Genomic DNA, 20,285 nt, shown 5'->3' on the forward strand with positions numbered 1-20,285 from the left:
CCCTGCGATCCGCGCCCCGGATTCCGCATCGTGGAATTCGGTTTTGCAATTGCCGCAAGGTAGAAATCGCCCTAGCCTCTGTCAACGACGACGCGGCGCTCCCGTCCGGGCAGTTTGCCGCCCCCCGCAACCCCGGCTGCCTTCTCCGCAGGGCCCGGCCCGCCAGCTAATCCAGGACCGTTTCATGACGACAATCAATCCCGCCACGACGCTGGACGTCGAGGGAGAGATCGCAGTGCTGACGCTCGACAACCCGCCGGTCAACGCGCTGTCGCACATCCTGCGCGAAGGCGTCGCGGCAGGGCTGGAGGCAGCCGCCGCGGACCCGGCGGTCCGGGCCATCGTCCTGATCTGCGCTGGCCGCACCTTCATCGCCGGGGCCGACATCAAGGAGTTCGGCAAGCCGATCGCGGCGCCCACGCTGCAGGATCTGCAGGACCAGATCGAGGCCCTCGACAAGCCGGTGATCGCGGCGCTGCACGGCACGGCGCTCGGCGGCGGGCTGGAGCTGGCGCTCGCCTGCCATTACCGGATCGCCTCGCCCTCGGCCAAGGTCGGCCTGCCCGAGATCAAGCTGGGCATCATCCCCGGCGCCGGCGGCACCCAGCGTCTGCCGCGGCTGGTCGGCCTGCCCCGCGCCCTCGACATGATCCTCACCGGCACGCCGGTCGGCGCGGCGAGCGCGGTGACCCTCGGCATCGTCGACGAGCTGGCGGCCGGCGACCTGCGCGCCGAGGCGCTGCGCTTCGCCAAGGCGATCGTCGCCGAAGGCCGGCCGTTGCGCCGGATCCGGGACGAGGCGCAGCGTCTCGACGGCGAGGATGTGGACGCCGCGCTGGCGGATGCGCGCGAGCGCCATGGCCGCAAGATGCGCGGCTTCGAAAGCTTCGAGAAGGCGATGGACGCCGTCGCCAATGCCGCGCGTCTGCCCTTCGACGAAGGGCTGGCCCGCGAGCGCGAGATCTTCGTCGAACTGCTGGGCGGCACCCAGTCCAAGGCCCAGCGCTACGTCTTCGGCGCCACCCGCGCCGTTGCCAAGATCGCCGACATTCCCGCCGACACGCCAACGCGCAAGATCGGCCGCGTCGGCATCATCGGCGCCGGCACCATGGGCGGCGGCATCGCCATGAACTTCCTGTCGGCGGGCATTCCCGTCACCATCGTCGAGCAGGCCCAGGCGGCGCTCGACCGCGGCACCGGCACCCTCGCCAAGAACTACGCCGCCTCGGTCCGGCGGGGCCGCATCCGCGCGGAGGACGCCGAAAAGGCCAACGCCCTCCTGACGCCGTCGCTGGAATTCGACGATCTCGCCGATTGCGACCTGATCATCGAGGCCGCCTTCGAGGAGATGGAGGTGAAGAAGGAGATCTTCACGCGCCTCGACGCGATCGCCAGGGACGGCGCGATCCTCGCCTCCAACACCTCCTATCTCGACATCGACGAGATCGCGTCGGTGACGAAGCGGCCGGCAGACGTGCTCGGCATGCACTTCTTCTCGCCCGCCAACATCATGAAGCTGCTGGAGGTCGTGCGCGGCGGGGAGACGGCGAAGGACGTCATCGCCACGGCGATGAAGATCGGCCGCGACATCGGCAAGACCGCGGTGCTCGTCGGCGTCTGCCATGGCTTCGTCGGCAACCGCATGCTGTCGGCCCGCCAGCGCGAGGCCAACAAGCTGATCCTGGAAGGGGCGATGCCCTGGGACGTCGACCGGGTGCTGACCGATTTCGGCCTGCCGATGGGGCCGTTCCAGATGGCCGATCTCGCCGGGCTCGATCTCGGCTGGAACCGTGAGACGTCGAGGGGCGAGACCATCCGCGAACGGCTCTGCGAGGCCGATCGCCGTGGCCAGAAGACCTCAGCCGGGTTCTATGACTATGACGAGAACCGCAAGGGCTCGCCCTCGGCCATGGTCGAGGAGATCATCCTTGAAAAGTCGCGCGAGGAGGGCTTCGAGCGCCGGGCCATCGGTGACGACGAGATCCTGGAACGGCTGGTCTATCCGATGATCAACGAGGGCGCGAAGATCCTCGAGGAGGGGATCGCCCAGCGCGCCTCGGATATCGATGTGGTCTGGATCAACGGCTATGGCTGGCCGGTCTATCGCGGCGGGCCGATGTTCACCGCCGACACGATCGGACCCGACGTGATCCTCGAAAAGATGCGCGAATTTGAGGCGCGCTTCGGCGAGGACTTCGCGCCGGCGCCGATGCTGGAGCGGATCGTGCGCGAGGGCGGCTCCTTCACCGGCGCCGCCTGAGAACGCGGCGGAGGGCCCGGCGATGCGCAGGCGGGACGCGGACGCAACGGCAGAGGGACCAGCGCCGGAGGATGATCCCGGCATGGTCACCGCGCTGGTGCGCGGCCTCGACGTCCTGCGCTCGTTCCGCCGCGACGACGGCGCGCTCGGCAATCAGGAGATCGCCCGGCGCACCGGCCTGCCCAAGGCGACCGTGTCGCGCCTCACCTACACGCTGAGCCGCCTCGGCTATCTCGTGCATCTGCCCGAATCGGCGAATTACCGGCTGGGGCCGGGCGCGCTCGCCCTCGGCTTCGCCACGCTCGGCTCGCTCGGGGTGCGCGACGTGGCGCGGCCCTTCATGCAGGCGCTGGCCGACGAGACCCAGTGCTCGGTCGCCCTGGCGACCCGCGACGGCATGGCGATGCTCTATGTCGAGGCCTGCCGGGGATCGAGCGCCATCCGGGTCGATCTCGACGTCGGCAGCCATCTGAAGCTCGCAACCTCGGCCATCGGGCGAGCCTATCTCGCCGGCCTTCCGGACCGCGATCGCGCCGATCTGATGGCGAAGCTGGCGAGCCGCGAGGGCGAGGCCTGGCCGGCGATGGAGGCGGGGATCACCGCGGCGCTCGAGGATTTCCGGGCGCTGGGCTTCGTCGTCTCGGCCGGCGACTGGAAGCGCGAGGTCAACGCCGTCGGCGTGCCGCTGGCCATCGGTACCGGCGGTCTCGCCTTTGCGCTGAATTGCGGCGGCCCGGCCTTCGCGCTGCCGGCCGAGCGGCTGCGCAGCGACGTCGGGCCGAAGCTGAAGCGCACGGCTGAAGCGGTGCGCGGCGCGCTGGGACTGTAGCCGCGCCGCGCCGCCGGCTTTCGCGATGCGCATAGGAAAATCGTCGCGCATGGGACGAAGTCCCTTTTCCTTCCAGCGCGATGGCAATAGGTTTCGCCGCAATCCGCGTCGGTTTTGGGCACCGGACCGGTCGGTCACACTCAATGGGAGACCCCGATCGTGGCAGCACGCATCATCAGCTTCATCGTCGCGCTTTTCGTCCTGCCGGGACTGGCCCTCGCGCATGGCCCGACCCGCCAGAAGGCGAGCGAAACCGTCACGATCGACGCAGCGCCGGACAAGGTCTGGGCCAAGATCGCCGAGTTCGGCGACATGTCCTGGCATCCGCGTATCGCCATGACCGACGCCCCCAAGGGCAACGAGAAGGGCTCGATCCGCACCCTCGGCTTCACCGACGGCGGCATGATGGAGGAGGAGCTGTCGAAATACGACGCCACCAAGATGAGCTACTCGACCTTCATCGGCCATGTGAATGTCGATCTGCTGCCGGCGACGAACTATTCCTCCACCATCACCGTCAAGCCGGCCAAGGACGGCGCCGGGTCCGAGGTGCAGTGGCGCGCCGCCTTCTATCGCGGCTATCCGAACAATGATCCGCCGGCCGAGCTGAACGACGAAGCCGCCGTGGAAGGGGTCACCGCCTATATCCGCGAGGGTCTCGACAATCTGAAGGCGACCGTCGAATCGGGCTCCTGATGCGGCGCGTCGCAGCGAGCGGGGCGAAGGCGGCCTTCGTCGCCGCGCTGCTCTGGTCGCTGCCGGCCGCGGCCGGCGACATCGCCTATGTCACCAGCCAGGAGGCGGGAGAACTCGCCTTCGTCGATCTCGACGCCATGGCCGTGACGAAGACCATCGCCGTGACCGGCAAGCCGGCGGGGATCGCGGTTTCCAGCGATGGCCGCCGCGCCTATGTCTCGCGGCCCGAGGACAAGGCGATCAGCATCGTCGACACCGCAAGCGGCGAGACGATCGGCGAGATCGCCACCGGCGGCGGGCCGCTCGGCATCGCGGTGCATCCGTCCGGCGCACCGGTCTATGTCGCCGACTGGTTTTCCCATTCGCTGCTGGTTCTCGATCCCGGGACGCGCAAGGTGGTGGGGTCCTTCGAGACCGGGGAATCGCCTTCCGGCGTCGCCGTCAGCGCCGACGGCAAGATGGTCGTCACCGCCGACCGCGATTCCAACCAGGTCTCCTTCATCGACACGGCGACCGGCGCGGCCATCGCCCGCGTTGCGGTCGGCGAACGGCCCTTCGGCGTGACCATCTCGCCGGATGGCAAGAGGGTCTATGCCGCCAATGTCGGCAGCGACGACGTGAGCATCATCGATGTGGCGACCCATGCGGTCACGTCCACGGTCCCGGTCGGCTCGCACCCCTATGCGGTGGCCGAAAGCCGCGGCAAGGTGTTCGTCACCGACCAGTATGGCAGCACCGTCACCGTCTTCGATGCGGCGACCGGCACGCGTCTGGAGCAACTGGAAACCGGCGAATATCCCGAAGGCATCGATGTCGGCAGCGACGGGCGCTTCGTCTATGTCGCCAACTGGTTCGACAACACGCTGTCGAAGATCGATGCCGGCACGCTGGAGGTGGTCGGCAGCGTCGAGGTCGGCGACGGCCCGCGCGCCTTCGGGGAGTTCATCGGCAAGGCGCCCTGACGATATCACATCATGGCCAGACTCTTGCGCCAGATTCCCGCGCGAAGGAGACATGCCATGACGGACAATCGCTATGGCGGCATCGCTTTCGGTGCCGCAATCGGAACCGGATTGGGGGCGCTGCTCGGCGCCTTCGTCCTGGACAATGTGGCGCTCGGCATCGCCGTCGGGATCGCGATCGGGGCCGGCTTCGGCAATACGATCGGGCGGCATTTCTAGCCGGTCGCGGTGCTGCGACGCCGGGCCGGCAAGGGCGACCGGGAGGGCGCCCATGCGGCATCGGACGGCACAAGGCTGCATAAGGCAGGCGAGAGCTCGGTCCCGCCTGCCGGGTAGGGAACGGAAAATCGGGAGGAGCCAAGATGGGACGAATCAACGCGCTGGGGCTGACGATGGCAGTGGTCGCCGCCGGCCTTGCGGCGCTCGCCACCCTGCCGGCCGCCGCACAGTCGCCGCAGCCGCCCCAGGTGATCGTCGGCGAAGCCGGGTCGGCCAAGGTGCCGGTCACCGGCAGCGTGCCGAACGCCGCCACCGCGGACTACCCGACGACCGCGACGGCCGACTACGTGTTCGGCTGCATGTCCAGCAACGGCAACACCCGCACCGCGCTGGAGCAGTGTTCCTGCTCCTTCGACGTGGTCGCAACGCTGCTGCCCTATCAGCGCTATGTCGACGCCTCGACCTATCTGTCGATGGGCCAGGTCACCGGCGAGAAGGGGGTGTTGTTCCGCTCCAGCGCGGACGCCAAGGCGACGGTCGCCGACCTGCGCCGCGCCCAGGCCGAAGCCGAGATCCGCTGCTTCAACTGACGGCGACGCCTGCCTTCACCCGTCGGCCAGGCGGTCCAGCAAGACCGGCGCGTCAAGCGCCGCGTTCAGGTCGTGATCAGGACTGGCCGGCGGTGAAGGTCTGTTCGAAGATATTGCCCTCGGTGTCGGTGGCCTTCGCATGGAAGGGCAGTGCCGGAGCGCCCGCATAGTCGAAGCGGAAGCTCGGATCTTCCGAGATCGAGATGCCGCCGGTCATCGAGAACAGCGGCTCGCCACCGTGGGTGACGGCCAGCTCCGACACGAAATGCGCCGGGATGTAGAGCAGCGTCACCTGGTCCTTCTGCAGCCCGGAATTGTTCGGGTGCCGGATCATCAGCTGCGCCTCGTTGCGGGCGGTGTCGGCTGCGTCCTCCGCCGCCGCGAACTGCCGCAGCTTCATCTGGCCCATCTGGCGGGCCGCGACTTCCGGATCCTTGGCCGCCGGCGCGGCACAGCCGCCCGCCGCCTTCACGAACTGCTTCGTCACATAGAGCGTGCCGTCCGCCGCCTCGGCCACGGCGTGGATGTCGGTATAGGCATTCACCCGCACGCGGGTGGACAGCTCGGTGAGACCCGCGCCCGGCGCGATCTCGAAGGTCGCCGCCACCGGGGCGGGATTTTCGTCGATGACCAGGGTGACGCGGCGGATGTCGCGGGCCGGATCGAGCGTCACCTTGATCGGCACGATGGCCGGGTCGGTCGCCCGGGCCGGCGCGTCCAGCGCGATCGCGTCGCTGCCCTCGACCAGTTCGCGGTCGCCGAAGAGGTCGCCCTTCAGGCCGGGCCAGGCCGAATCCGCCGCTGCCGCGATCTCTTCCGGCGATGCCGCCCACGCAGTGCTGCCGGCGGAAAAGGCGCCGAAGGCCGCGGCCAGTCCGAGCGTCACGACGCCGCCGAGCCGGGCCGCGCGGCCCGCTCTGGTCGCCGATGTCGAATGCGGCAGCGCCCCGAATAGAGCCTTCGGCATGAGAACCTCCCGGTTATGTCCTGCGAGTGCCCGTTCGCTTGCGGTCAATCTGACCGCCGGTGGCTTCGACGGCAAGGCCGGCACCGATCAACACTTGACGATCAGCGCCCGCCGGGCGCCGTCACTCCCATTCGAGTTCGGCAAAGCCGGCCGTGGCGTTGCGGGCATTGAAGGCGTCGAACACCTGCCATCGGTCGGCCTCGCCCGCGCCCGCCGTCTCCACCGCCTCGGACAGCGGCACGCCGGCGGCGATGGCCGCCCGCAGGTCGGCGGCCAGGGCCTCAAGATAGGCCGTCTCGGCCTCGAGTGCCTGCGGCCACGGCGCGCTGGCGGGGCCATGGCCGGGCACCACCCGCTCGGCGGGCAGGTCGCGAAGGTCGGCGATCCGGGCGAGCCAGCCCTTCAGCGAGCCATCCAGCACCGGCACATGCGCGATGAACACCAGGTCGCCGGCAAATAGCGTGCCGGTCTGTTCGTCGAAGACGGTCAGGTCGTTGTCCGTATGGGCGGTCGGCCAGGCGCGCAGTTCGATGATGCGTCCGCCGAGATCGAGGCGGCGCGTGTCGGCCACCGTCTCGTCGGGCAGGGTGACCGCCACCGCCTCGGCGGCTTCGGGGCCGAGCTGTTCGCGCATCGACATCTTGTAGTGCTCGGCGCGGGCCCCGAGGGCGGCCGGCAGCTTGGCATGACCGATGATCGTCGCGCCCGCGGCCGCGAAGACCTGATTTCCGAACACATGGTCGGGATGCATGTGGGTATTGATCAGATAGCGGACCGGCTTGTCGGTCACGGCGCGGATCGCCGCCAGCGCGGCCTCGCCATCGGCGATGCTGCCGCCGCTGTCGATCATCGCGACGGAATCCGCGCCGACGATAAAGCCGAGATTGGCGATGGCGCCGTGATTGTCTGGCGTGGTTTCGGCAACGAGCCCGGCCCGCACATGAATGCCCGGCGCGATCTCCTCGAAGCCGGGTGCCGATTCGCCGGCAGCAGGCAGCGCCGCGCCGAGGAGCAGCATCGAAGCGAGCAGCGCCGCCGGCAGCCGGCGCAGGGTGGAGGGCGAGGTCCAGATCATCCCGGTATCAGGCACGCGGCGATGCCGCAGGGCAAGCGCGCCGCTGCTTCAACTGGACGTGACGGGGAGGGCTTCGTCCGGCCGTTCGACGACCGCGCGGTCGACAAACCTTGCCCATGCGCCGTTGATCGCAGCGCCGAGCGAGATGATTCCGGCGTTTCGACCATTGGCTGTCCTGCCACTTTAGTATCACGCGTGAATTGCCGACGGCGCGCGGGGTCATTCCCCGATCGGGTTGCAGAACATCCGGGCAGTCCTGCGGCGCCTCGTCGCGACTTTCGGCGCTTCGGACAGTATATCTCGCAAAAACAACGGTATTTTGTCGGCTTATGTGCCGGATAGCGAGATGAATGCAGCGCTTCCACTGCACTGCACCCAGGAAATGCTGCAGCGCACACAGGAAAAGTGGCATTCGGCGCTTGCGCAGGAAAATTTCCCGAACTAGCATCCTTCCATGGTTTCCGGCTTCAAGGTCGCAGTGTTGGGAGCGCTGCGAATCTCGAAGGCCACGGTAGGGCGTTGATCAACGGTGCCCACCAAGACCCCTATTGGCGGTCGTGACACGCTGCCGGAAACCTTCCCCCGACGCTACCGATGGTTCGACGTATGTCGGCAATCCTGCCGCCAGCCGTCGCCGGCACAGTTCCTTGGGAGGACAGTGAATGTTGAAGCTCATCACGAAGGCTGCACTTGCATCCAGCCTGCTCGTTGGTATCGGGGGCACCGCCTCCGCCAACGATAAACTGCAGGAACTGCAGGGCGATGCCGCGCAGTGGGTCATGCCGACCGGCAACTACGCCAACCAGCGCTATTCGACGCTCGACAAGATCAACAAGGACAATGTCGGCGACATGGTCCCGGCCTGGACCTTCTCGACCGGCGTGCTGCGCGGTCACGAGGGCAACCCGCTGGTCGTCGGCGACATGATGTATGTCCACACGCCGTTCCCCAACATGGTCTACGCCCTCGATCTGTCCGACGACGGCTCGATCTCGTGGAAGTATGAGCCGAAGCAGGACCCCAACGTCATCCCGGTGATGTGCTGCGACACCGTCAACCGCGGCGTCGCCTATGCCCCGGCGCAGGGTGACGGCGGCAAGGACCTGGTCATCCTCCACCAGGCCGACACCACCGTCGTGGCGCTCGACGCCAAGACCGGCGAGCAGGTCTGGTCCGTCCAGAACGGCGACCCGTCCAAGGGCGAGACCGGCACGGCCGCGCCGATGGTCTTCAAGGACAAGGTGCTGATCGGCATTTCCGGCGGCGAGTTCGGCGTACGTGGCTCGGTCACCGCCTACAATCTCTCCGACGGCAAGCAGGCATGGCGTGCCTACTCGACCGGTCCGGACGACGAGATGCTGTTCGACCCCGAGAAGACCATGGCTCTCGGCGAGCCGGTGGGCGCCGATTCCTCGCTCAACAGCTGGGAAGGCGACCAGTGGCAGATCGGTGGCGGCACCACCTGGGGCTGGTTCGCCTATGATCCGGACCTGAACCTGATCTACTACGGCACCGGCAACCCCTCGACCTGGAACCCGGCCCAGCGCCCGGGCGACAACAAATGGTCGATGACCATCATGGCCCGCGATGCCGACAGCGGCATGGCCAAGTGGGTCTACCAGATGACCCCGCATGACGAGTGGGACTTCGACGGCGTCAACGAGATGATCCTCGCGGACATCGATGTCGACGGTTCCGAGCGCAAGGCGCTCGTCCACTTCGACCGCAACGGCTTCGCCTACACCCTCGACCGCGAGACCGGCGAACTCCTGGTGGCCAAGAAGTACGACCCGGCCGTCAACTGGGCGACGGAAGTCGTCATGGACAAGGAGTCCGATCAGTACGGCCGTCCGCAGGTGGTCGCCGAATACTCGACCGAGCAGAACGGCGAAGACGTGAACTCGACCGGCATCTGCCCGGCCGCGCTCGGCACCAAGGACCAGCAGCCGGCGGCCTATTCGCCGGAGACCAAGCTGTTCTACGTGCCGACCAACCACGTCTGCATGGACTACGAGCCGTTCCGCGTGGCCTACACCGCCGGACAGCCTTACGTCGGTGCGACCCTGTCGATGTACCCGGCGCCGAACAGCCATGGCGGCATGGGCAACTTCATCGCCTGGGACGCCGGCAAGGGTGAGATCGTCTGGTCGCTGCCCGAGCAGTTCTCGGTGTGGTCCGGCGCTCTGGCGACCGCAGGCGACATCGTCTTCTACGGCACGCTCGAGGGTTACCTGAAGGCGGTGAACGCGCAGACGGGCGAGGAACTCTACAAGTTCAAGACCCCGTCGGGCATCATCGGCAACGTGATGACCTACGAGAACGACGGCAAGCAGTATGTCGGCATCCTGTCCGGCATCGGCGGCTGGGCCGGCATCGGCCTGGCGGCAGGCCTCACCGATCCCAACGCCGGTCTCGGCGCGGTCGGCGGCTATGCAGCCCTGTCCAAGTACACCGCGCTCGGTGGTCAGCTGACGGTCTTCACCGTCCCGGACCAGACCGCGAGCAAGTAAGCTGACAAGGGGCCTCGCTCTGAACAGGGCGGGGCCCTCCGCATGACTGGAGGGCCCGTCGTCAGGCATCGACCTCGACCTCGGGCCTTCGCTTTTGGGAGGGGAGGGTGCGCGCCATCCGCGCGCATCGTCCGAAGCTCGGGCCGCTTGAGTGGCCCGGTTGTCAACATGAGGCCTTGAATGAACAGCAAGTTGATCGCGATCATGGGCGCCGCCCTCCTGTCGGCCAGCACCCTGGCCATCGCGCAGGACAGTGGCACCACGGTCGTTCCCGCCGGCGAAGCGGCGCCTGCCGCAGCAGCGCCGGCCGCGGAGACAGGCGGTGCCGCCGCGGCGACCGCAACGGCTGCGCCCGCCGCCGCCGACAAGGCCCCCGAGGCGGCTGCCGCCGAGACGGCCCCGGCCAGCGGCGATGCCGAAATGGCATCCGCCGAGCACATGAAGCCCGACGCCCATCCGTCCAAGGATACGGCCACCGAAGGCAATGCGCCGACGGAAGGCGATCTCGGCAAGAATGCCGATCCGGCCGGCAACCCGACCTATGTCGTCGCACCCGATGGCAAGGTCGATTGGTACGCCTGGCGCGGCTACAAGAAATACATGGCCAATTGCATGCAGTGTCACGGCCCGGACGGCATGGGCTCGTCCTTCGCCCCCAATCTGGCGGAGTCCCTGCAGGACCTGACCTATTACGATTATGCCGGCATCGTCGTCGGCGGCCAGCAGAACAAGTGGAGCGCCGGCAACTCCATCATGCCGGCCTGGGGCGAGGATCCCAACGTGATGTGCTCGCTGGACTCGATCTACATCTACCTGCGGGGCCGCGCAGACGGCACCATCGGGCGGGGCGAGCCCAAGCGGATCGCCAACAACAAGGAGGCCCAGCAGGAAGAGTACGACTGTCTGGGATTTTAAGGCATGACAGCAGTGTCGAGGACATCTGCCGGCATCGCGAGCGTTCTGGCGCTCGCGATGTCGTTTCCGGCGGCAGCGCAGGATCGCGAGTTCGGCGGCGAGATCGAACTCGTCGATCCGAACGTCCTGCGGGTCTGCGCCGACCCGAACAACATGCCCTTCTCCAACCAGGCCGAACAGGGCATGGAGCAGGCAATCGCCGAGCTTCTGGCCGACAAGCTCGACCGCGAGTCCGTGAGCTATTCCTACTTCCCGCAGGCCACCGGCTTCGTGCGGATGACGCTCGGCTCCAATCTCTGCGACGTGATCATCAGCTACCCGCAGGGTGACGAACTCGTCCAGAATACCAATGCCTATTACCGCACCTCCTACGCGCTGGTTTATCCGGAGGATGGCGCCCTCGCCGGGGTAACGACGATCGCCGACCCCAAGCTCAAGGACAAGCGGATCGGCATCGTCGCGGGCACGCCGCCGGCAACCTATCTGGCCCGCGCCGGGCTGATCGGCCGGGCCAAGCCCTACCAGCTGATGATCGACACGCGGGTCGACAATTCCGCCAAGTCGATGATCGACGATCTCGGCACCGGCGACATCGACGCGGCCGTGCTCTGGGGCCCGATGGCCGGCTATTACGCCAAGCTCGCCGATGCCGATTACACCGTCGTGCCGCTGGTGGCTGAAGGTCCGGGCCCGGCCCTCGCCTATCGCATCACCATGGGGGTGCGGGCCTCCGACCAGGAATGGAAGCGCACGCTCAACCGGGCGATCCGCGACTATCAGGGCGAGATCAACGAGATCCTGCTGGCCTATGGCGTGCCGCTGCTCGACGAGGCGGACCAGCCGATCCTGTCGCAATCGGGCAAGACCGCCCAGGACCTGCCGTTGCCGCAGAAGGCGCAGGCTACCGACGTGACGGCTCCGGCCGACGCGACGGATACCGCGGCCAGCCCCGAGCCGAAGGGGTGACCCGCCCGGGCCCGGCCATGCGGCGGATCATCCCGGCGCTGGCCTGGCTGGCGCTGGCGGTCGGCGGTGTGGTCTTCCCAGGCCAAGGGCCGGGCGGTTTCACCGCCCAGGCGCAGACGGCGGCAGTGGACAACGTCGCGGTTCCGGAGCCCGAAGACTACCGCACCGAAGCCTACCGGGCACCGGTGCCCGCCACCCTTGCCGGCGGCACCGTCATCGATACGGAGACGGCGGAGCGCCTGCATGGCGAGGGTGTCGCCTTCGTCGACGTGCTGCCGCGTCCGCCACGGCCGGACCTGCCGGCCAGCACCTTGTGGCGCGAACGACCCCGCAACGACATTCCGGGCTCGCTCTGGCTGGTGGATACCGGCTATGGCGCGCTGACGCCGGCAATGGAGGCCTATCTCCTCGACGGCCTCGCCACGGCGACCGGTGGCGACAAGAGCCGCCCGCTCGTCATCTATTGCGATCGCGATTGCTGGATGAGCTACAACGCCGCCAAACGCGCGATCCGCGCCGGCTATGAGGCCGTTTACTGGTATCCCGACGGTGTCCAGGGCTGGGCAGAGGCGGGCAACGATCTGGCCGCCAACCGGCCGGAGCCGCGACCGGACGAGTAACGCCGGTCAGCGAGGCTCGCCGGAACGAACGACCGGTCAGAAGCGCCGGCGCGTGCGCCGTACGAAGATGTAGCCGGCGACCCCCGCCGCAACGATCGCGACGACCACGAACAGGACCAGCATCGCCGCCGCGCCGAGAAGCGCGCCGAACGTGTCCCAGAAACCGATCTGGGCAATCAGGATGGCGATCAGGACGATCAGCAGGAGCGGCATGGCGGTTCCTTCTTCGGCAGCGGCAAGGGGCCGGTCCAAGGACTGCCCCGCGCGTTCCGATGCGTCAAGCGGTCGTCGGCGTTTCGCGTCCGCCGGTCAGCGATTGAGCATCCGGCCGCCCTTGGTCTCGATGGCGAAGCGGACGAGATCGGACGTCCGTTCGACGCCGAGCTTTTCCTTGATCCGCGTCGAAGTGTTGGCGATCGTCTTGTAGGCGACGCCCAACCCCTCGGCGATCTCGGTCAGGCTCTTGCCTTCGCCCAGCATGTGCAGGATCTGCAATTCGCGCCGCGTCAGGTCGTCGGGGCCGGCGCCGCGGCCCGCATGGGTCGCCATCAGCGCCGCCGTCTCGCTGTCGACATAGGGCTCGTTCTTCAGCGCCATCTCGATCGCCTCGACCAGTTCGTCCGACGGCGCGCTCTTGGCGACGTAGCCGAGCGCGCCCTCGCGCCGCGCCGAGGCGGCATAGACGATGTCGGAATACATGGAGAACACGACGATCCGGGCTTTCGGATCGTCGGCGCGCAGCCGTCGCAGGACGTCGAGGCCGCTGCCGTTCTTCAGGTTGATGTCGAGGACGACGACGTCGGGCCGCAGGCGGCGGAACTCGGCCAGCGCCTCGGACGGGGTTTCGGCCTCGCCGATCTCGCTGACCTCCAGCGTTTCCACGAGGCGCCGGACGCCGTCCCGCACCACCGTATGATCGTCGACGATCAGTATCTTCATGACGTCTCCTGCCTGTCGTCGCCGTCGATATGGGGGCCGGTTCCGCGCGGCAGCGGCACCCAGCCTTCGAGCCGGACCCCCGGCGGCAGGGGCACCTGCGCGATGTCGAGACGCCCGCCGACCGCCTCGACCCGCTCGCGCATGCCGATCAGCCCGAAGCCGCCGGCCGTGCCCGTTGCGGGCAGGCCGCCGCCATCGTCGACCACCGAAAATTCCAGCCGTCGTGCGCGGGTCTCCAGCCGGATGGCGATGCGGCTCGGGTGACCATGGCGAAGCGCATTGTGCACCGCTTCGCGCACCGCGCGCAGCACCAGGACCTCCAGCGTGCCGCCCCAGTCGCCGTCTTCCAGCGCCGCGGTGATGGCGATGTCGGGATGGCGGCGGGACAGGTCGGCGACGAGATCCTCGATCGATGCCTTGAGGCCGAGGCCGGGCATAAGGCCGGGCCGCAGATCGGTGAGGATGCGGCGCACCTCCTGGCGGGCGCGATGGGCCGCCGACTTGATGTCCTCGGCCCGCGACGCGATCGTTTCGCCGCCATCGAGCTTGGCCGACGCCCGGCGGATCGCCGAGGCGTCGACGTCGATGACGAAGAGCAGCGGGCCGATCTCGTCGTGCAGATCGCGCGCCAGTTCGGCGCGTTCCTCGTCCTGCAGCAGCAGCAATTGCTCGGAGAGCCGGCGGTTGCGCGCCGAAATCTCGTCGAGCCGCCTCGCCATGTCGTTGCAGCCGGCGGCCAGCGCCCGCATCTCCGGCGGGCCGGCGGGAGCCAGATCGATATCGTAGTCGCCGCCGCCGATCCGGGCGAAGGCCGCCTGGATGTCGGCGAGGGGGCGCAGGGCCCGGTCGGCGACGACCCAGATCGCGGCGAAGGCGATCAGGAGGAAGGCGATCAGGATGGCGAGGCTGGTGGCGAGGTCCATCCAGCTGCTGGCCAGTTCGTTGCGCGGGTCGATGGAGACGACCGCCGCCGTCATCGGCAGGGCGCTGCCCGACAACGGCATGATGATGGTCGAGGGCGGCGGCGCCAGGAAATCGACGAACCATTCGGGCAGGCCGCCATAGGCCTCGGCGGGTTGCGAGGCGGCGCGCACGGCACCGGTGGCATCGATCAGCATCATCTGGACATGGCGGTCGCCGTTGAAGGCGCGCACGAAGCTGGCCAGCTCGCCCTGCGTGTCGCGGGAGGCGGGCAGTTCGGCGATCAGCTGGGCAACGCGATTCGATGCGACGGTGCGCGCCGCGGTCAGTTCGGCTTCGATGTTGGACGAGGCCTGCCGAAAGCCCAGAAGGCCGCCGATCACCAGAATGGCGAGGAAGGCGGCGGTGAGCGTGGCGGCAAGGCGGGCTTTCAGGGACAAGGCGGCCGATCGTTGCGGTGACGGGAAGGCGGGCCCGGCGGCTGTGCGTCCGCGGCCCGGATCGCGTTCATTCAGACGCGCTGGCGTGGTCGCCCGTCAAGGGCGGCCGCGCCGATGATCCGTCGCGCTATCCGCCGAAATCGCAGGCCGTCTCCGGCTCGTCGATACCCAGCGTGTCGAGTTCGGAGACCTGGTGCAGGAAGCCTTCCTGCGGCGACGACGACACCACCGAGGCCTCGGTGCCGAGCAGCACCGGCTGGCGCAGCTGCCAGTCCCAGTCGCGGAAGGTCAGGCGCTGGCCCTTGAAGGCGGCGACGGTGAAGTCGGGGCTCTTGATGAAGGCATCGATCGTCGCTGGATCGACCGACTGGGTGCGCGAGGCGGCTTCGCCGATGACCCGCACCGCCGTCCAGGCCTGCATGTCCTTGGATTCCATCCGCCGGCCGGCGGCGTCCACGAAGCGGTTCTGGATCTGCGCCCCGCCCCATTGCTCGCTGGCCGGATGCCAGGAGCCCGGCGTCAGGCCCGCCGTGCCGGCGACGGGACGGGGGATCCAGTTGCGCCATGGCACATAGCTGCCGAACACCTCGCTTTCGTCGGCGACCAGCAGCACGTCGTGATCGGGCAGATCCTGCAGGAAGACCGGGATCTGGCGCTGCACCAGCGCCTGGCCGGAATCGGTCGCCCGGGCGCCGCCCTTGTCCTCGAACAGCTTCTCGGCGACGATCTTGCCGCCGAACTTGGTGGCCGAACGCTTCAGCGCGTCGGCGAATGTCTGGTCGTCGGGATGTTCGCCGGCCACCAGCGCCCATTCGCGCCACTGCTTCCACATCAGATATTGCGCCAGACCGTCGGTCAGCATGGCCCGCGAGGGGGCGGTGTGCAGCATGTTGGGACGGCAGTCCGCGCCGCGCAGGCTGTCGTCCGTGGCGCCGGCGTTCAAGACCAGCGCATCGGCCGCGGCCGCCAGCTCGGCCACCGCCAGCGTGTCGGGGCCGGACAGGTCGGTGACGATGTAATGGACGCCGGCCTCCAGCATGGTCCGGGCCGCCGCGGCCACGTCCTCGCCCGGCTTCAGCGTCACCACGTCCATGGTGAAGTTCTGACCCATGAAGGAGCCGGTTGTGTTGTTGTCGGCGATCCCCACCTCGGCGCCGGCGACGCCGATATCCTCCGGCGGAATGTTCAGCACCGAGAGGGCGAGGGTCGGCTCCCAGGTCCTGAGATAGCCGAGCTTGACGGTCTGCGCCGCTTCGGTTGCCGGAGCCGCAGCCTCCGTGCCCGGCTCGGCAGCCGGTTCCTGCGCCTGTCCCGCGCCGACCATCACCAGCATCAGGGCCGCGGCCCCCGTCAGCGCGCGTGCCATCGCCGTCTTCGACATGATCTGCCTCCCATTCCCCCGGCGGGCTCCCACCCGCCTCCCGCGCACCCCCCGCGAAAATCGTTTGCTCCACAGGCTCAGGGCGTTAGTTCTAGCGCCAGCGCGGTGGGCATCGCGTTCCACGGAGAAGCGAGAGTGTTCGTCCTACCATTGTTTCCCCAAGGCCGCGCGCCAAGGCAAGGCAGAGTTTTTCCCGTTGTCGCCTTCCTTCTGGCGCTGGCACTGCCCGCCGCAGCCGCCGACAGGACCGTCGCCATCTTCGACTTCGAACTGATCGATTCCAGCCTCGAAGGCTCGATGATGGGTGAGAACGCCGACGAGCAGGCCCGGCTCGACCGCCTGGCACCGGACCTGCGCGAGGCAATCGCGGCGCTGCCCGGCTACAGCGTCGTCGACATTGCGCCGGTGCGCGAACGGGCGAAGAAGCAGTATCTGCAGAGTTGCGGGAATTGCAGCCAGACCTTCGCCCGCGAGATCGGCGCCGACATCGCCGTCACCGGCACGGTGCAGAAGGTCTCCAACCTGATCCTCAACATCAACGCCTATGCCTTCGATGCCGAGACCGGCGAGGCGATCGCCCGCGGCAGCGCCGACATTCGCTCCAACACCGACCAGAGCTGGCAGCGCGGCATCGACTACCTCTGGGAAAACGTCCTCGAGACGCAGTTCGAGGCCGCGCGTTGATCAGGCTTCTGGCGAGCGTCACCGGGCCGCACGAAGCCGGCATCGTCCTCGAGGGCGGCGCCGATCTCGTCGATCTGAAGGACCCGGCGAAGGGCGCACTCGGCGCCGTCTCGCCGCAGGTGCTTGCGGAGACGATGGACATGGTAGCCGGCCGCAAGCCGGTGTCGGCCGTCGCCGGCGACCTGCCCATGCTGCCGGACACGGTGCGCGAGGCGGTCGAAGCCCGTGTCGCCGCCGATTTCGTCAAGATCGGGCTGTTTCCGGCCAGCCGCGACGCGCGCCTCGCGGTGATCGAGGCGCTGCGGTCGCTGGCGGACCGCACCGGGCTCATCGCCGTGTTCTTCGCCGATGGCGACCCGGATTTCAGCCTGTTGCCGGTGCTGGCGGAGGCCGGCTTCAGGGGCGCGATGATCGACACGATCGGCAAGTCGAGCGGCCGGCTGATGGCGCATCTGTCCATGACCGCGCTCGGCGACTTCGTGCGGAACGCACGCGATCTCGGCCTGATGAGTGGTCTGGCCGGATCGCTGGAGCCGCCAGACGTGCCGCGCCTTGCCGTCCTGCGGCCCGACTATCTCGGCTTTCGCGGCGCGCTGACGACGGGCGCCCGCGACGCGCCGGTGGATCTTGGCGCCGTGCGCACGATCCGCGCGCTGCTGCCGGCAACCGAGGATTCCGACCATGGAATCGAGCCCGTCGCCGGGCGCGGCGACCGCATCCTGGTGCGCGATTTCACCGTGCCGATGGAGATCGGCGCCTATGATCACGAGCGCGGCCGGACCCAGAAGGTGTGCTTTTCGGTCGAGGCCGAGATCGCTCCGATCGGCGCCGATGCGCGGTCGATGGCCGACATCTATTCCTACGATCTGATCCTCGACGCCATCCGCGCGCTCGCCGCCCGCGGCCACACCGATCTGGTCGAGACGCTGGCGGTGGAACTCGCCGAAATGGTGCTCGCCGACGCCCGCATTCGGGAGGTGACGGTGCGCGTCGAGAAGCTCGAACTCGGGCCCGAGGCCGTCGGCATCGAACTGACGCGCCGCCGCGCCGGCGGACGCTGAACCGGGCTCCGATCCAAGAATCTCGCGGGGCGGGTGGCATGGCCGGGCGCGCCGTGACACGGTGGCCGCGTGAATGGCAGAGCGTTGCAGGGGGCAGCTTCGTGGACAACATCCTGGTCGTGAAGTTCGGAGGCAGCTATGCGACCACGCCCGATCTCCTGCGCTGGCTGAAGGCGATCGAGGCGACCCGGATGCCGGTGGTGATCGTGCCGGGCGGTGGCCCCTTCGCCGAGGCGGTGCGGCGCTACCAGCCGCGCATCGGCTTCGACGACGCGACCGCCCACGAGATGGCGATCCTGGCCATGGAGCAGTTCGGGCTGGCGCTGGTCGGCCTCGGCAGCCGTCTGGTGCGGGCGAGCGACGATGCCGGCATCGCGGCGGCGCTGGAGCGCGGCGACATCCCGGTCTGGATGCCGCGGCAGATGGCGCTGGCGGCGCCGGAGATCGACCGGGACTGGTCCGTGACCTCCGACAGTCTCGCCGCCTGGCTCGCCGGGCATATCTCCGGCGCGCGGCTCTGCCTGATCAAGCAGATCGACCTGCCGGACGATTCCACCCTCGCGGCCCTGGCCGGCGCCGAAATCGTCGACGAGGCGTTTTCGCGGGTCCTGGGCGAGGCGACGGACCTCTATGTCGCCGGTCCCGCCGACCTGTCGGCGGCCGGCATCAATCTCGGCGAGGGGACGATCCCCGGACGCCGGATCCTGCGGCAGCCGGCGCCGGCCGCCTCGGCCCCGGCCTGAGACGACGCCCATGTCACGATCCATGGCGTCTGCGTCGCATGCGTTGCTTCGGCGCTTCCCATCGCTCCCGCACTGGCCGACATAACCGGCCATGGCGAAGGAAACCCTGCTCTTTCTGACTGGTCATCTGGCGCGTCCGCGGCTCGAACGCGTGCTGACGGGGCTCGGCGAGACCGATTTCGACTGGGCGATTGCCGATATCGGCGTGAAGGTCGCGGCGCTGGCCACCGGCGACATCATCGAGCGTCGCCTCGCGCGACCCGTTGCGGCCGACAGGGTGATCCTGCCGGGGCGCTGCCGCGCCGATCTCGATCGCCTGTCGGAGAGCTTCGGCGTGCCATTCCAGCGCGGTCCCGACGAGCTGGCCGACCTGCCGGCCTTTCTCGGCCGCAAGGGCACGCCGCCGGATCTGTCGCGCCACGACATGCGGATCTTCGCCGAGATCGTCGATGCCTCGGCGCTGACCGTCGAGGACATCGTCGGGCGCGCCGAGGCGATGCGTGCGGCCGGGGCCGACGTGATCGATCTCGGCTGCCTGCCCGACACGCCCTTCGATCATCTGGAGACGGCCGTTCGCGCGTTGAAGGCGGCCGGCCACCGGGTGAGCGTCGATTCCGCCAATCCCGACGAACTCGCCCGGGCCACGCGTGCCGGCGCCGACTTCCTTCTGAGCCTCACCGAAGAGACCCTCGACATCGCCCGCGAAGGCGAGGCCGTGCCGATCCTGGTGCCGGCAAGGCCTCATGATTTCGCCTCGCTGGAACGCGCCATCGACCGCGCCCGCGAGATGGGCATCGCCTTTATCGCCGATCCGATCCTCGACCCGATCCATTTCGGCTTCGCTGCCTCGCTGGTGCGCTATCACCGGCTGCGCGAAGCTTATCCCGATGTCGAGATCCTGATGGGGACGGGCAATCTCACCGAACTGACCGACGCCGATACCTCGGGCATCACAGCAACCCTGCTCGGCATCTGTTCGGAACTGGCGATCCGCAACCTTCTGGTCGTGCATGTCAGCCCGCATACGCGGCGCACGGTCGAGGAGCACGACGCGGCGCGGCGGATGATGTTTGCCGCCCGCGCCGACGGCGCCCTGCCACGCGGCTATTCCGGCGCGTTGCTGCAGGTCCACGACGTGAAGCCCCATGCCGCGACGCCTGAGGAACTGGCCGAGCAGGCGGCGACGATCCGCGACCGCAATTACCGCATCGAGACGGCGGCAGATGGCGTCCATCTCTACAATCGCGACACCCATGTCGTTCAGACCGACGCCTTCGAGTTCTTTCCCGAACTGGAGGTGGCGGGCGACACGGGCCACGCCTTCTATCTTGGCGCCGAACTGCAGAAGGCCGAGATCGCCTGGCGGCTCGGCAAGCGCTATGCGCAGGACACGCCGCTCGACTTCGGCTGTGCTGCGCCGCGGCGCGAGGAGGACCGCACCCGGCTGGAGGAAGCCGGCCATACGCTGAAGGCGAAGAAGCAGACCCCGTCCGGCTGACGGGCCGAC

20 protein-coding genes are annotated in these 20,285 nt (G+C 68.4%); 14 read left to right on the plus strand and 6 right to left on the minus strand.

Features of this window, described 5'->3' with window-relative positions:
- Window positions 1-184: 184 nt before the first annotated feature.
- The 6 genes from J3367_RS08495 to J3367_RS08520 all read left to right on the plus strand — a co-directional run bounded on the left by J3367_RS08495 (window position 185) and on the right by J3367_RS08520 (window position 5,556).
- On the plus strand, window positions 185-2,260 hold the full coding sequence (locus J3367_RS08495; RefSeq protein ID WP_024349706.1) for a 3-hydroxyacyl-CoA dehydrogenase NAD-binding domain-containing protein: 2,076 nt from the start codon (window positions 185-187) through the stop codon (window positions 2,258-2,260).
- An 82-nt stretch (window positions 2,261-2,342) separates the two neighbouring features.
- The gene (locus J3367_RS08500; protein ID WP_244495371.1) at window positions 2,343-3,089 is read left to right on the plus strand and encodes an IclR family transcriptional regulator; all 747 of its coding nucleotides are present in this window, start codon (window positions 2,343-2,345) and stop codon (window positions 3,087-3,089) included.
- A 156-nt stretch (window positions 3,090-3,245) separates the two neighbouring features.
- Window positions 3,246-3,785: an SRPBCC family protein gene (locus J3367_RS08505; RefSeq protein ID WP_029702838.1), complete on the plus strand. Its 540-nt coding sequence runs from the start codon at window positions 3,246-3,248 to the stop codon at window positions 3,783-3,785.
- Complete coding sequence (locus J3367_RS08510) at window positions 3,785-4,747, plus strand: beta-propeller fold lactonase family protein (RefSeq protein WP_024349709.1); 963 nt, start codon at window positions 3,785-3,787, stop codon at window positions 4,745-4,747. Before J3367_RS08505 ends, J3367_RS08510 begins: the two co-directional genes overlap by 1 nt.
- A gap of 57 nt (window positions 4,748-4,804) precedes the next feature.
- Window positions 4,805-4,966, plus strand: coding sequence for a hypothetical protein (locus J3367_RS08515; protein WP_085931402.1), 162 nt, complete (start codon window positions 4,805-4,807; stop codon window positions 4,964-4,966).
- Between the two features lie 143 nt (window positions 4,967-5,109).
- Window positions 5,110-5,556: a hypothetical protein gene (locus J3367_RS08520; RefSeq protein WP_024349710.1), complete on the plus strand. Its 447-nt coding sequence runs from the start codon at window positions 5,110-5,112 to the stop codon at window positions 5,554-5,556.
- Between the two features lie 76 nt (window positions 5,557-5,632).
- On the opposite strand, the gene J3367_RS08525 is transcribed toward J3367_RS08520, so the two are convergent.
- Entirely contained in the window at window positions 5,633-6,523 is an 891-nt protein-coding gene (locus tag J3367_RS08525) for a quinoprotein dehydrogenase-associated SoxYZ-like carrier (RefSeq protein WP_024349711.1), read from the minus strand.
- A 121-nt stretch (window positions 6,524-6,644) separates the two neighbouring features.
- Window positions 6,645-7,613 (minus strand): quinoprotein relay system zinc metallohydrolase 2, encoded by a 969-nt coding sequence (locus J3367_RS08530; RefSeq protein WP_421460693.1) that lies wholly within the window; start codon window positions 7,611-7,613, stop codon window positions 6,645-6,647.
- A 647-nt stretch (window positions 7,614-8,260) separates the two neighbouring features.
- On the opposite strand from J3367_RS08530, the gene J3367_RS08535 reads away from it, so the two are divergent.
- The 4 genes from J3367_RS08535 to J3367_RS08550 all read left to right on the plus strand — a co-directional run bounded on the left by J3367_RS08535 (window position 8,261) and on the right by J3367_RS08550 (window position 12,609).
- Entirely contained in the window at window positions 8,261-10,108 is a 1,848-nt protein-coding gene (locus J3367_RS08535) for a methanol/ethanol family PQQ-dependent dehydrogenase (protein WP_029702842.1), read from the plus strand.
- Between the two features lie 180 nt (window positions 10,109-10,288).
- A complete protein-coding gene (locus tag J3367_RS08540; RefSeq protein WP_024349714.1) occupies window positions 10,289-11,023 on the plus strand; it encodes a c-type cytochrome in 735 nt (244 codons plus the stop codon).
- A 3-nt stretch (window positions 11,024-11,026) separates the two neighbouring features.
- On the plus strand, window positions 11,027-11,989 hold the full coding sequence (locus J3367_RS08545) for a substrate-binding domain-containing protein (protein WP_024349715.1): 963 nt from the start codon (window positions 11,027-11,029) through the stop codon (window positions 11,987-11,989).
- 17 nt (window positions 11,990-12,006) lie between these two features.
- Window positions 12,007-12,609: a rhodanese-like domain-containing protein gene (locus J3367_RS08550; protein ID WP_155898412.1), complete on the plus strand. Its 603-nt coding sequence runs from the start codon at window positions 12,007-12,009 to the stop codon at window positions 12,607-12,609.
- Window positions 12,610-12,645: 36 nt separating this feature from the next.
- Here J3367_RS08550 and J3367_RS08555 read toward each other — a convergent pair whose 3' ends face one another.
- From J3367_RS08555 to J3367_RS08570, 4 genes are all read right to left on the minus strand, one after another.
- Window positions 12,646-12,822: a hypothetical protein gene (locus J3367_RS08555; RefSeq protein WP_169513619.1), complete on the minus strand. Its 177-nt coding sequence runs from the start codon at window positions 12,820-12,822 to the stop codon at window positions 12,646-12,648.
- Between the two features lie 96 nt (window positions 12,823-12,918).
- Complete coding sequence (locus J3367_RS08560; RefSeq protein WP_009210883.1) at window positions 12,919-13,548, minus strand: response regulator transcription factor; 630 nt, start codon at window positions 13,546-13,548, stop codon at window positions 12,919-12,921.
- On the minus strand, window positions 13,545-14,909 hold the full coding sequence (locus J3367_RS08565) for a sensor histidine kinase (protein ID WP_024349717.1): 1,365 nt from the start codon (window positions 14,907-14,909) through the stop codon (window positions 13,545-13,547). The genes J3367_RS08560 and J3367_RS08565 overlap by 4 nt, the downstream gene beginning before the upstream one ends.
- A 127-nt stretch (window positions 14,910-15,036) precedes the next feature.
- A complete protein-coding gene (locus J3367_RS08570) occupies window positions 15,037-16,233 on the minus strand; it encodes an ABC transporter substrate-binding protein (protein ID WP_051141545.1) in 1,197 nt (398 codons plus the stop codon).
- Window positions 16,234-16,425: 192 nt separating this feature from the next.
- Between J3367_RS08570 and J3367_RS08575 the strand changes: the two genes are divergently transcribed.
- The 4 genes from J3367_RS08575 to J3367_RS08590 all read left to right on the plus strand — a co-directional run bounded on the left by J3367_RS08575 (window position 16,426) and on the right by J3367_RS08590 (window position 20,276).
- Window positions 16,426-16,974 (plus strand): DUF3280 domain-containing protein, encoded by a 549-nt coding sequence (locus J3367_RS08575; protein ID WP_244495372.1) that lies wholly within the window; start codon window positions 16,426-16,428, stop codon window positions 16,972-16,974.
- Window positions 16,971-18,035: a (5-formylfuran-3-yl)methyl phosphate synthase gene (locus J3367_RS08580; RefSeq protein WP_024349720.1), complete on the plus strand. Its 1,065-nt coding sequence runs from the start codon at window positions 16,971-16,973 to the stop codon at window positions 18,033-18,035. Before J3367_RS08575 ends, J3367_RS08580 begins: the two co-directional genes overlap by 4 nt.
- A gap of 101 nt (window positions 18,036-18,136) precedes the next feature.
- Window positions 18,137-18,778 (plus strand): amino acid kinase, encoded by a 642-nt coding sequence (locus J3367_RS08585; RefSeq protein WP_035694729.1) that lies wholly within the window; start codon window positions 18,137-18,139, stop codon window positions 18,776-18,778.
- A gap of 91 nt (window positions 18,779-18,869) precedes the next feature.
- A complete protein-coding gene (locus tag J3367_RS08590; protein ID WP_421460697.1) occupies window positions 18,870-20,276 on the plus strand; it encodes a DUF6513 domain-containing protein in 1,407 nt (468 codons plus the stop codon).
- Window positions 20,277-20,285: the final 9 nt, after the last annotated feature.

This window comes from Aurantimonas sp. NFXS3 (assembly GCF_049132005.1).
GTDB lineage: Bacteria > Pseudomonadota > Alphaproteobacteria > Rhizobiales > Rhizobiaceae > Aurantimonas > Aurantimonas coralicida.